An 11,837-nucleotide genomic window follows, 5' to 3' on the forward strand; every position below is an offset into this window, starting at 1 on the left:
CGAGATCGGGCCGCCGCGGAGTGTTCCGCGGCGGCCCGATCGGTTCCTGTGTGCACGACTGGCGGTATCGGACGGAGTCCGTCGATCGACTCCGCGCATGGCAGGAGCGAAGGCGGAGGTGCGCTTACTTCCAGTAGGCCTGGTACTTCAACTGGGATTTCGCCATGTTGTGGGAGGTCTTGAGTGTCTTGACGATCGAGCGGGTGGTGTGGCCGTCGCAGGCCACCCACGCGAAAGCGTCCGCGGGGCAGGAGATCGCCTGGGCTTGTTCGCGCAGCAGGCGGCCGTCGTCCACGCGCTGGAGCCAGGTGACCTGGTGGTGCGGCTTGTTGCGGACGGGCAGCGTCTGGTCGGACTCGTACTGCCATTCCAGGAAGACACGAGCGGGCACGTCGCCGATCGCGTCGAGCAGCGAGTTGATCGCGGGCAGCGAGGCGGTGTCGCCGAAGAGGAGGTATTCGCTCGGCGGCGTCTCCGGCAGCTCGAACTTCGACCCGAGCACCGACGCCTCGATCTCGTCGCCGACCTTGGCCCGCTGCGCCCACACGCTCGCCGGCCCGGTGTGCACCGCGAACTCGATGTGAAAGTGGTCGCTCGCGGGGTCCTGATCGATGGTCGTGAAAGCCCGATGGTGCAGCTTGTCGGTCTCCGCATCCGGGATCCACAGCCGGATGAACTGCGTCGGGTGCACCGGGTGATCGGCAAGCAACCCGCCCGCGGTGAACCCGATCCGCTGGCATTTGTCGGTGACAGCCTCGGTCGACGTCACGCGCAGTCGGTAGTCATCGGCGCGCCACACCTTCATGATGACGCCGTTTGCCCCTCGTCCCATGGGGCATAAGGTTAGCCTATCCACGCTTGGCGATGAAGTCCGTCCTCGGCTTGCGCACCGCAGCAGCGGAGGCAGAGGGACGCCCGGTGGTTGCCGAACGCGGCTCATCCCTAGCTCGCGAATCGCCGCGTCGAACGAATCGCCCTCCGCCGGGCGCGAATACGTTGGTCAGTGTCCGACGGCTCCGCCCCGAATATCGCGGTGCGCCACGGCCGTCGCCACCACGTCGGCGCGCGGCCCGCCCAGCGGTTCGCTCAGAAACGCTGCCAGGATGTCGGCGGTCGCGCGCTGCGTCGGTACCGGTCCCCGCGAACCGCCGATCAGCTGGGCCACCGCGAACCGGCCCGGCCCGGAGAGGAAGAGCGGCGCGTCGGTGAAGCTGTAGTGGTTGGCGTCGCCGATTTCGAAACGGAAGCCGCCCGCGCCCAGCCTGCCGAGCAGCGCGGCGTTGCGCTCCAGGAACCGCTCGGAATGTCCTGTCTCGTCGTGCTCGCTCTCCAACAGCAGGAAAGGTTGGCGCAGCGTGCGATTGGGCAGATCGCCGTACAGCGTGCCGTCGATGTTCGCCGCGGCGCGGATGCGGTCGTCGTCGGCGGCCGCGGCGGCCGCGGCCGCCCCGCCGAACGAATGCCCGATGACGGCGATGCGCTCGGTGTCGAGATGACCGGAGAGACGCGGGCCGAGCGCGCCAGGCCGTTCCAATCGATCGAGGACGAACCGCAGATCGGCGGCCCGCACCGCCTGTCGCACGCTCATGTACCGCTCTCCGGCGGCGTCGTCGGCCGGGAAGTCGTCCACCGCCGTCGCGAGACGTCCGTCGGCGAGCTCGACCACGGCCGCCTCGTAGGGGTGATCGACGGCGAGAACCACGAACCCGCGGCTGGCCAGATCGGCGACCAGCCCGGTGTGGAACGCACGCGGCGCACCGTATCCCGGCGAGAACAGCACTACCGGCCAGCGGTCCCGGTCTCGGGCCAGGGACGCGCGATCGTCGGCGTGCGTGTCGATGCGGTCGTAGCCGCGCATGAGGAAGCTCGGAATCTGGCTCACCCGCCGCGGCAGCTTGCCTAGTCCGTCGAGGTAGCGTGAGCCGCTTCCGGTCGGCTCGGCGGCCGGATACCAGGCTTGCGCGATGACGTTGCGGCGGTCGGCCGGGTCGTCCGTCGCGGCTTCCGGCCGGTCCGGATCGACCCAGCGGAATGTCTCGGTGCCGACCGGATACGGTCCGCTCGGCGCGGGCAGCGTCGGCACCGGCGGCAGCACCCACGCGAAAGCCGCCGCGACGACGAGCATTCCGACGCCCACGCGCGCCGCGATCCCGCCTAGACGCCTGCTCGGCCGCGCCGCGACGAACCATGCCGTGACCACGAGCAGCAGATACGTCGGAACGAACTGCCAGTAGAACCCTTCGCGCAGCCACTGGACCGCCGCCACGAGCGCAACCCCGCCGAGCAACCCCAGCGCAGGCGCACGCCCGATTCGCGCGGTGCACATCACCACCACCGCGCATACGACCGCGGCCACAGCGATCACCACATCGATCAGCGACATATCCGCCTCGCTTCCGCTCGGACAACGGATTCGGGCTCCAGCCTGACGCGCGATCGGGTCATCGCGCGTCGGCAGCAGGTCGCGAGGGGATCGTCCGGAGGGATGATCGAAGGGTGCTGAATCAGCCGATTTCACGCTGCCGGACGTAGTCCGTCGACAGTCCGCGCATGGCCGGAGCGAAGGCGGAGTACGCAGAGAGGGCGCTGCCGGACGTAAGTCCGTCGACAGTCCGCGCATGGCCGGAGCGAAGGCGGAGGTACGCCTACTTCCAGTACGCCTGCGACTTGATCGCGGTTTTCGGCAGGTTGTGAGTCTGCTTGAGCGTCTTGACGATCGAGCGGGTGGTGTGGCCGTCGCAGGCGACCCAGGCGAAAGCGTCGTCGGGGCAGGTGATCTCCTGCGACTGTTCGCGCAGGAGCCTGCCGTCGTCGATGCGTTGGAGCCAGGTGACCTGGTGGTGTGGCTTGTTGCGCACGGGCAACGTCTGGTCGGATTCGTACTGCCATTCCAGCCAGACGCGAGCGGGCGCGTCGCCGATCGCGTCGAGCAGCGAGTTGATCGCGGGCAGCGAGGCGGTGTCGCCGAATACCAGGTATTCGCTCGGCGCGGCCTCGGGGAGTTCGAAACTGGAGCCGAGCACCGACGCGTCCAGCACGTCGCCGACCGCCGCGTTGACCGCCCAGCGCGCGGCGGGGCCGTCGTGCAGGGCGAATTCGATGGCGAACGTACCGGTTTCCGGATCGGGGTCCACCAGCGTGTAGCCGCGGTGGTGCAACTTCTCGGTCTCGAGGTCCGGGATCCACAGCCGGATCCACTGAGTGGGGTGCACGGGATGGTCGGCGAGCAGGCCGCCCGCGTCGAAGCCGAGCCGAATGAACTTGTCCGTGACGTATTCCGTCGCAGTGACGGTGAGCCGGTAGTCCTGACCGCCCCACGCTTTCACAATGACGCCGTTGAAACCTCTGCCCATGAAAGTGAGGTTAGCCTAAGCTGAATTTAATGTCACGAGGTACGCCGAGACGAGTTCGGCCCCCGTCGCGACGGGGGCCGAATCGTGCGCGAACCTGGTCAGCAGCCCTGGCCGACGAAGTTGCCGATGGTGCAGACGGATTCGCGGCTCAGCTTCCAGGTGCCGTCGATCTGCTTCCAGGTCAGGTCGAAGGTCCACGGCTCGTAGCCCTCGGTGGAGGTGTAGAGCACCGCGGACAGGGTGTCGCCGTTGACCGACACCGGGCCGACGACGTCCCAGCGCCAGCTCGCCGGGGCGATGGCGATGAGCGCGGCCGCGGCGTCGAAGGCAGGCAGGCCCGCCTCGCCGGTCTCCAGCTCGGCGGCGCGCGCGGCGCGCGACGCACCCGCGTTGAACAGCACCGCCATCTTGGCGCGCAGCTCACCGGTGCTCGGCGCCTGGGTGCGCAGCGGCGCGGTGATCGGCGCGGCCTCGGCGATCGCGGCGGTGGTGACGGTGCCGAACGCGCCGACCAGGGCGGCAGCGGCAAAGGCCACCGCGCCCAGCTTCTTTCGGGTGCTGATCATGAAAGTAATTCCCATCGTTCTCGTGCCGGTGCGTTCCCCGCTGTGGGGATCGACACTCGCGTTCACTGTAAGGTAAGCCTATGCAAACATGAAGGCGGGGGTTCGTCGATGTGGGCGCGAACACGGATACGCGCGATGTGAGAGTGGGAGAACCGGTGGAAACACTTGTGGTGATCGGCGCGGGTCCGAAGGCGATGGCCGTCGCGGCCAAGGCGCACGTGCTGCGCGAACTGGGGCTGCCCGCGCCGCGCGTCGTCGTGGTGGAAGCGCAAACGGTTGGCGGTAATTGGCTGCCGAGCGGCGGCTGGACCGACGGCCAACACCGGCTCGGCACCAGCCCGGAGAAGGACGTGGGCTTCCCCTATCACTCCACCTGGGCCCGCGGCCACAACCGCGCGATCAACGAGGCCATGACGGCGTTCAGCTGGACTTCCTTTCTGGTCGACCAGGGCACCTATGCCGAGTGGATCGACCGGGGCCGTCCGAGCCCGCAGCACCACGTCTGGGCCAAGTACCTGCAGTGGGTCGCGGCACGCGTGGATTTCGAACTCGTCCTCGGCACAGTGCGATCCATCGCCGCCGCGTCCGACGGCTGGCTGATCACCGCGGTGGACGCCGACGGGATTCCCACCGAAATCGACGCCGACGCGCTGATGATCACCGGCCCCGGCCGCAGCGAGAAGGCGCTCGCCAAGCATCCGAAAGTGCTCAGCGTCGCGGAATTCTGGGACCTCGCGGGCAAACGCAAGCTGCCGGTCTCCTCACGCGCGGCGGTCATCGGCGGCGGTGAGACCGCGGGCTCGGCGCTGGACGAGCTGGTGCGCCACGGCATGCTCTCCATCTCGGTGATCTCGCCGATGGCCACCATCTACACCCGCGGCGAAAGCTACTTCGAGAACTCGCTGTTCAGCGATCCGATCAAGTGGGGCTCGCTGAGCACCGAGGAGCGCAGGGACGTCATCCGCCGCACCGACCGCGGCGTGTTCTCGGTGCGGGTGCAGGAGAGCCTGCTCGCCGACAACCGGGTGCACCACATGCAGGGCCGCGTCGTGCGGATCGCCGATCAGGGCGACGGCGTTGCGCTGACCCTGCGCAACGAGATGCGTCCGGACCAGGTGCACAACTTCGACCTGGTGATCGACGCGACCGGCGGGCAGCCACTGTGGTTCCTGGAGATGTTCGACGCCAACGCCGCCGACCTGCTGGAGCTCGCGGTCGGCGGGCAGCTGACCCAGTCCAGGATCGAGTCCTCGATCGGCTACGACCTCGCCGTCCAGGGCTTGGACGCGAAGCTGTACCTGCCGAACCTCGCCGCGCTGGCGCAGGGGCCCGGGTTCCCGAATCTCAGCTGCCTCGGCGAACTCTCGGATCGCGTGCTGCGCAGCGAGTCGGTTCGCCCGGCGCGCGGCGGGCGGGTCGAGTCGAGCGTCGCAGGTAACCGGCAGCTACTCTAGCGGCTCGGTTTATAGGATAGCCTCAGCTTACTTTCACGAAGGGTTCACCTCTCATGCGCGTCGTATCATTCGGCTTCCAGACCTGGGGTCGGCGGACCTTGCAGGCTCTGATCGACTCCCGGCACGAGGTCGTCCTCGCGGTCACCCATCCGGCGAGTGATCATTCGTACAAGGGGATCTGGGGCGACTCGGTCGAGGAGCTGGCGCGCGAGCGCGGCATTCCGGTGCACCTCACCGAGCGTGCCGACGCCGAGACCATCGACCTGGTGAAGCGCGCCGAGCCCGACATCATCGTGGTCAACAGCTGGTACACCTGGATGCCCCCCGAGCTGTACACGCTGCCGCCGCACGGCACGCTGAACCTGCATGATTCGCTGCTGCCGAAATTCACCGGGTTCTCGCCGGTGCTGTGGGCGCTGATCAGCGGCGCCTCCGAGACCGGGCTGACCATCCATCGCATGGACGAGGGGCTGGACACCGGCGACATCATCGTGCAGAAGTCGCTGCCGATCGGCCCGGCCGCCACCGGCACCGAATTGGTGCTGGCCGGAATGGATCTGATCCCCGAGGCGCTGAACGAGGCCCTCGACGCGATCGACGCGGGCACCGCGGTGTGGCGTCCGCAGAACAAGGCCGAGCGCACCTTCTTCCACAAGCGATCCGATCGTGACAGCCGGATCGACTGGAGCTGGCCCGCCGTGGACCTGGAGCGCTTCGTGCGCGCGCTGTCCGCGCCCTACCCGCCTGCCTTCGCTCACTACCGGGGGCAGCGGGTGGAAGTGCTCGCGGCCACCGTGTCGGAGGGCTGCTACGGCGGCACGAACGGCCGCGTGGTGGTGCACGAGGACGGCGCGGCCGTGGTGTGCGGACCGGACGCATTCCGCGGGAACAACCGGGCGCTGACGATCACGCGGGTGCGCACCGCCGACGGCGTGGAACACGCCGCCGCCGAGTTCTTCGCGCGCGGTGGGTATCTGACCGACTCGCCGGAGTGATCTGGGCTACGTGATGTGCGGGCCGCGAGACGAATCTCGCGGCCCGCACGTGTGTTCGGGCGCCCTTCCGCAGCGGGCCGCAGCTGTTCGTCCCGCCGGTTCCGTGGTCGTCATGTCGATCACGCCGCCGCCCGAACTTACCCTAGCCTTACATCAGTAAGGTTACCCTATGCTAACGTCGCTGAGTCAGCGTTGCCCGGCCCGTCGCCAGATCGACGGCGGCGCCGGGCGCCTGACGCAGCGATACCGTGATGCAGGAGCCGTGTAATGCCGAAAACCCTTGGGTGGATTCGCAAATTCCACAAGCCGAGCTCGGACTCGAGCCCGACATTGCTGATGTTCCCGCACGCGGGTAGCGGCGCCTCCGCCTACCGCACCTTCTCCAAGGTGCTCAGCGAGAATTTCGACGTCGTCGTCTTCCAATACCCCGGCCGTCAGGACCGGGCCGCCGAGCCGATGCCGGAGACCCTGCCCGAGGTGGCGGCCGGTGCGCTCGGCGCGTTCCTGGAGTCGGAATACCACCGCGGCGGTCCCATCACGGTCTTCGGGCACAGCATGGGCTCGATGGTCGGGTTCGAATTCGTCCGCCAAGCCGAGGCGGCGGGCATCGAGGTCGGCCTGTTCGGCGCCTCGGGCGCGGTCGCGCCGTTCCGCGTCGTCGACATGCCCCGGCATCCGACCGAGGACGAAGAGCTGCTCGATCATCTGGCCGCGCTCAACGGCACCGGCGCTGACGTGCTGTCCAGTCGCGAGATCATGCGCATGACGCTGCCCGCGCTCAAGGCCGACTACGCCGCCTTCGACCGCTACGTGTGCGAGCCCGAGGTCAAGCTGCGCGCCAGGCTGCACGTCATGGGCGGGTCCGACGACGAGCACGTCACGGCGCGGCACCTGCAGGACTGGGCGACGCACAGCGAGCAGGACATCACCGTCACCCTTTTCGACGGCGGACATTTCTATCTGAACGACCACGTGGACGGCATTGCTGAATTGCTGACGTCCGAAGTTCTTTCCGCGAGATAGTTCGCGAATTCGTACGTTAGGTTTGGCATGGCACGCGCTGTTTCGGGGGACGAAGATCATATTGTCATCGCCGGTATGGCGGTGGAGGCTCCGGGGGGCGTCGACAATCTGGACGATTTCTGGTCGGCACTCGCCGAATCACGGGAATTGATCGGGCCTTTCCCCCGGGATCGGGAATGGCCGCTGCGGGAAGTTTTCTCCTTGCACCGCACCGAAGGCTGGGGTTCGGTGCCCGACGCCGGTGGGTTCCTCACCGGGGCAACCGAATTCGATCCGCAATTCTTCGGGATCACGCCGCGCGAGGCGGTCGCCATGGATCCGCAGCAGCGGGTCGCGTTGCGGGTCGCCTGGCGCGCGCTCGAGCACGCGGGCATCAACCCCGGCGCACTGGCGGGTGACGAGGTGGGCTGCTTCATGGGCGCCTCGTTCATCGAATACGGACCGCGCGCGGCGGAAGTCAACGAGTACAACGGTTATCGCGCGGTCGGCACCGCGCTCGGCGCGGTCGCCGGACGCATCTCGCACGGTCTCGGCCTGGTCGGGCCGTCTGTCACGGTGGACACCGCGTGCGCGTCCTCGCTGACCGCCGTGCATCAGGCCGCCGCCGCGATCCGGTCCGGCGAATGCGACTGGGCGCTCGCGGGCGGTGTGTGCGTGATGGGTTCGCCCGGCGCGTTCTACGAATTCGCCAAGAACAACGCGCTGGCCATGGACGGTCACCTGCGCGCCTACTCCGCGAGCGCCACCGGGACCCTGTGGGGCGAGGGCGCGGGCGTCGTCGTGCTGGAACGCGAGTCGCGGGCGCGCGAGCTGGGCCACCGCGTGTACGCCAGGGTGCTGGCCACCAGGATCAACCACAACGGCAAGGGCGCGCCGATCACGGTGCCTAGCGCGCAGGCGCAAGAGGCGCTGGTGCGCAAGACGATCGACGCGGCGGGCATCGACCCGAGCCTGGTCGGACTCGTCGAGGGACACGGCACCGGAACGCCGGTGGGCGACCCGCTGGAGCTCACCGCGCTGTGCAACACCTACGGCGCCGATGCCGAGCGCGGGCCCCGGCTCGGCTCGGTGAAGACCAACATCGGCCACGCCCAAGCCGCGGCGGGCATGCTCGGGCTGATCAAGGTGCTGCTGTGCGGCGCCAACGGTCACATCGCCCCGACTCTGCACGCGGACGACCCGGCCCCCGGGGTGGATTGGAGCGCGACCGGCCTGCGGTTGGCTACCGAACTCGAACCGTGGGAAGCGCACGAGGGCTTCCGCTACGCCGCGGTCTCGTCGTTCGGCGTGGCGGGCACGAACGCGCACGCCATCCTGGCCATGCCGGTTCTGGAGGATATCGATGCCTGATTACCGTCTCCCCGACGGCGCCGTTCCGGTGCTGCTGTCCTCCGAGACCGCCGACGGGCTGCGCGCCGAAGCCGCGGCCGTGCTCGCTTACCTGGAGCGCCGCGCCAACGTGACGCCTGATGCCGTGGCGGACATGCTGTTCCGCACCAGGACCGCGCGCCGTCGTCGCGCGCTGGCGATGGTGCGCACTCGCGAGGACCTGCTCGACGCGCTGCGCGCCGTCGTCGCGGACGCGTCGCACCCGGCGGTGGTGAGCACCGTCGGTCTCGCCGCCCCGAGACGCATCGGTTTCGTCTTCCCCGGTCAGGGCAGCCAGCGACCCGGCATGGGGCGCTCGTACTACGAGGCGTCCCCCGAGTACCGCGCCGAGGTCGACGCCTGTGTCGAGATCCACGAGAAGCGCTACGGCCACATCGCGCCGCTGCACTACCTGCTCGGTCACGAGGGCGAATATCAGGACACGGTCTGGGAAGTGCAGCCCGCCTTGATGTTCCACATGTCCGGCTTGGCCGCCATGTGGCAGGCCTACGGGGTGCGGCCGGTCGCGACGATCGGTCACAGCCAGGGCGAGCTGGCCGCAGGCTGGGTGTCGGGCGTCATGACCCGGCGCGACGCGGTGCTGGCCGTCACCCACCGGGCGCGGTTCGTGGACGAGATCGTGTACCCCGAGCAGTACTCGATGGCCGTGCTCGGCATGGACCGCGAGGAGTGCGAGGCGCTGCTGGCCAGGCATTCCGGCTGGGCCGAGCTCGCCGTCGTGAACGCGCCGCACATCCTTGCCATCTCCGGCGACCAGGACACCGTCGCCGACATGGTGAAAATGGCCAACGCCGAGGGCAAGTTCGCCAAGGAGATCAAGGTCGCCTACCCGGCGCACACCACGTTCCTGATCAAGATCCGCAAGGAGATGGAGTCGGTGCTCGGCGACGAGATGAGCGCGCCGACCTTCTCGCCCACCGAGATCACTTGCTACGGGGGCACTCTCGGCGGACCGATCACTCCGGACATCACGCACCGGCAGTACTGGTACTGGAACCTGCGCAACCGGGTTCGCTTCGACCGCGCGGTCGTCGCCGCCACCGCCGAGGTCGACACCTTCATCGAGGTGGCCGAACACCCCACACTGCAACTGGCGTTGCAGGAGAACCTGGCCACCGTGCCGGACGACCCGGCCACCGGCCCGCGCGACTTCCAGGTGCTCGGCACCTCGCGGCGCACCGCGACCGGGCTGGAGGATTTCACCCGCAACCTCGCGACCCTCGCCGTGCACGACCTGAACTACGCGTGGGAGAGCCTGCGGGTGGCCGACTCCTCCGTCCGCCTTCCGCTGCCGAACTTCCCGCACACCCGGATGGCGTCGAAGCGGCTGTGGGCGCCGTACCGGTCCGCCGCGGAGACGGCCGGACCTGCCGAGGTCGCGCCGGTCCGCTTGGCGGAGAGCTGGACTCGGCTCTCCCGGCGCACGCTGACGCCGCCGCGCACGGTGGCGGTCGTCGACCGCGACGGCCGGTGCGCCGAACTGGCCACGGCGTTGCGTGCGCGCGCCGAGCGGCACGGCGCGACGGTGACGATGTTCGACGGTTCGCCCGTCGAACAGGCCGACACCGTCGTGGTGCTGCTGCCGCCGGGCAGCGCCGCCGACGAGGCGGCCGCGGTGGCCGAGTTCGCCGAGTTCGCCACCGACCAGGGCTGGCTCGCGGCGCTCGGCCCGCGGGTCACCGAGTGCTGGCTGGTGACGGCGGGTGCGGAAGCGGTGGGGGAGAACGAGATTCCCGCGCTCGCCGCCGCCGCGGCCGGTGCGGCCTTCCGCTGCGTCGCGCTGGAGCGCATCGGCGTCGCCTTCCGCCGCATCGACCTGCCCGCGGACTACCCGGCCCTGGAGCAGAAGCTGCCCGCCGACCGCATTCTGGAGGCGCTGCACCTCGCGGGCGAGCCCGACCTCGCGATGCGCGACGGCAAGCTGCACGCCAAGCGTCTCGTCGTTGCCGAGCAGGCGCAGGCCGTCGCCGCTCCCGACCTCGGCGAGGTGCTGATCCTCGGCGGCACCGGACACGTCGGCCTGGAGTTCTGCGCGCAGTTCGTCCGCGACGGCGCGGGCCGGATCACGCTGGTGAATCGCAGCGGCGAGACCACCGCGCTGACCGAGCGGCTGCGCGCCGTTCGCGCGCTCGGCGACACCGAGATCGACGTGCTGGCCTGCGATATCGGCGATCCCGCCGCCGTCGCCGAGCTGGCCGCCCGCTACGCGGATCGTCCGGTGACCCTGCTCGCGCACGCGGCCGTCGACTACGTGTACTCCGCCGCGACCGAGTCCGACGCCGCGGCCGTGGCGCAGGCCGCCGCGGCCAAGGTGGTCGGTTTCGGCGAGGTGCTGCGCGCCCTGCCGACGACGCCGACGGCCACCGTGCTGCTGTGCTCGTCTTTCGCCGCCACCCTCGGCGGCTGGGGTCAGGCGCTGTACGCGGGGACCAACCGCATGCTCGATGCCATGGCCTCCCGGTTGCGCGCCGAGGGCCGCGCGTGCACCTCGGTGCAGTGGGGTCTGTGGGTGCTGCCCGCGGAGGCGGACGCGGCGGTCGAGGCCAGGATCGAGGGCTCGGGTCTGCTGCCGATGGCGGCCGCCGACGCGGTGGCGGCCGGGCTGGCCGACACCTCCGCCAACAGCCTGGTGCTCGCGGCGGACTGGTCGAAGCTGCGTGGCGTCACCGAAACCGTCGGGCTCGAACCGGTTTTCGCCCCCGCGCTCGACGCGCTGGCGGAACTGGCTCCGGCTCCCGCGCCCGCGCCCGCCGCCGAGCCTGCGCAGGCCGAGACCGCCCCGGCCCCGGCTGTTTCCGCGCCGTCGGTTCCCGAAGCGGGCTTCGCCGAGCGCATTCGCAAGGAACTGGACCGCGTCATGCTCTCCGACGGCAGCGAGACCATCGACGGCTCGGTGCCGCTGGTTTCGCTGGGCATGGACTCGCTGCAAGCGCTCGATCTGCGCAAACGGCTCAAGGCCGAACTGAACCGCGACCTTCCGGTCGCTGCCATTCTCGGCGGCGCGTCCCTGGATGACGTCGTGTCGCTGATGTCCGAGAACAAAGGCTGAGGAGTCCG

Annotated in this window: 9 protein-coding genes; 5 read left to right on the forward strand and 4 right to left on the reverse strand. The window is 69.4% G+C overall.

Annotated features, from left to right (window positions below; all coding sequences use genetic code 11):
- Nucleotides 1-124: 124 nt before the first annotated feature.
- The 4 genes from ACRWNM_RS05135 to ACRWNM_RS05150 form a co-directional block, all read right to left on the reverse strand.
- Nucleotides 125-832 (reverse strand): siderophore-interacting protein, encoded by a 708-nt coding sequence (locus tag ACRWNM_RS05135; RefSeq protein ID WP_431963999.1) that lies wholly within the window; start codon nucleotides 830-832, stop codon nucleotides 125-127.
- Between the two features lie 168 nt (nucleotides 833-1,000).
- Nucleotides 1,001-2,383, reverse strand: a complete 1,383-nt coding sequence (locus ACRWNM_RS05140; RefSeq protein ID WP_431964001.1) for an alpha/beta hydrolase family protein — start codon at nucleotides 2,381-2,383, stop codon at nucleotides 1,001-1,003.
- Between the two features lie 262 nt (nucleotides 2,384-2,645).
- Nucleotides 2,646-3,353 carry a siderophore-interacting protein gene (locus tag ACRWNM_RS05145; protein ID WP_431964003.1) on the reverse strand — a complete coding sequence of 236 codons (708 nt, stop codon included), beginning with the start codon at nucleotides 3,351-3,353 and terminating at the stop codon, nucleotides 2,646-2,648.
- 98 nt (nucleotides 3,354-3,451) lie between these two features.
- Entirely contained in the window at nucleotides 3,452-3,919 is a 468-nt protein-coding gene (locus tag ACRWNM_RS05150; RefSeq protein ID WP_431964005.1) for a hypothetical protein, read from the reverse strand.
- Nucleotides 3,920-4,074: 155 nt separating this feature from the next.
- Here ACRWNM_RS05150 and ACRWNM_RS05155 point away from each other — a divergent pair, with 155 nt between their 5' ends.
- The 5 genes from ACRWNM_RS05155 to nbtC all read left to right on the forward strand — a co-directional run bounded on the left by ACRWNM_RS05155 (nucleotide 4,075) and on the right by nbtC (nucleotide 11,829).
- Complete coding sequence (locus ACRWNM_RS05155; protein WP_431964007.1) at nucleotides 4,075-5,373, forward strand: SidA/IucD/PvdA family monooxygenase; 1,299 nt, start codon at nucleotides 4,075-4,077, stop codon at nucleotides 5,371-5,373.
- 53 nt (nucleotides 5,374-5,426) lie between these two features.
- A complete protein-coding gene (locus tag ACRWNM_RS05160; protein WP_431964009.1) occupies nucleotides 5,427-6,368 on the forward strand; it encodes a methionyl-tRNA formyltransferase in 942 nt (313 codons plus the stop codon).
- Nucleotides 6,369-6,635: 267 nt separating this feature from the next.
- A complete protein-coding gene (locus tag ACRWNM_RS05165) occupies nucleotides 6,636-7,391 on the forward strand; it encodes a thioesterase II family protein (RefSeq protein WP_431964011.1) in 756 nt (251 codons plus the stop codon).
- Nucleotides 7,392-7,418: 27 nt separating this feature from the next.
- On the forward strand, nucleotides 7,419-8,741 hold the full coding sequence (locus tag ACRWNM_RS05170) for a polyketide synthase (RefSeq protein WP_431964013.1): 1,323 nt from the start codon (nucleotides 7,419-7,421) through the stop codon (nucleotides 8,739-8,741).
- Nucleotides 8,734-11,829 carry a nocobactin polyketide synthase NbtC gene (gene nbtC, locus ACRWNM_RS05175; protein WP_431964015.1) on the forward strand — a complete coding sequence of 1,032 codons (3,096 nt, stop codon included), beginning with the start codon at nucleotides 8,734-8,736 and terminating at the stop codon, nucleotides 11,827-11,829. The genes ACRWNM_RS05170 and nbtC overlap by 8 nt, the downstream gene beginning before the upstream one ends.
- Nucleotides 11,830-11,837: the final 8 nt, after the last annotated feature.

It is taken from the genome of Nocardia sp. bgisy134 (assembly GCF_965341865.1).
In the GTDB taxonomy this organism is placed as follows: Bacteria; Actinomycetota; Actinomycetes; order Mycobacteriales; family Mycobacteriaceae; genus Nocardia.

Excerpts from the sequence above, each read along its gene's own strand:
- ACRWNM_RS05160 (WP_431964009.1), top strand. The coding sequence starts at position 5,427 with ATGCGCGTCGTATCATTCGGCTTCCAGACCTGGGGTCGGCGGACCTTG.
- ACRWNM_RS05170 (WP_431964013.1), top strand. The coding sequence starts at position 7,419 with ATGGCACGCGCTGTTTCGGGGGACGAAGATCATATTGTCATCGCCGGT.
- ACRWNM_RS05150 (WP_431964005.1), bottom strand. The coding sequence starts at position 3,919 with ATGATCAGCACCCGAAAGAAGCTGGGCGCGGTGGCCTTTGCCGCTGCC.
- ACRWNM_RS05165 (WP_431964011.1), top strand. The coding sequence starts at position 6,636 with ATGCCGAAAACCCTTGGGTGGATTCGCAAATTCCACAAGCCGAGCTCG.
- ACRWNM_RS05135 (WP_431963999.1), bottom strand. The coding sequence starts at position 832 with ATGGGACGAGGGGCAAACGGCGTCATCATGAAGGTGTGGCGCGCCGAT.
- nbtC (WP_431964015.1), top strand. The coding sequence starts at position 8,734 with ATGCCTGATTACCGTCTCCCCGACGGCGCCGTTCCGGTGCTGCTGTCC.
- ACRWNM_RS05140 (WP_431964001.1), bottom strand. The coding sequence starts at position 2,383 with ATGTCGCTGATCGATGTGGTGATCGCTGTGGCCGCGGTCGTATGCGCG.
- ACRWNM_RS05145 (WP_431964003.1), bottom strand. The coding sequence starts at position 3,353 with ATGGGCAGAGGTTTCAACGGCGTCATTGTGAAAGCGTGGGGCGGTCAG.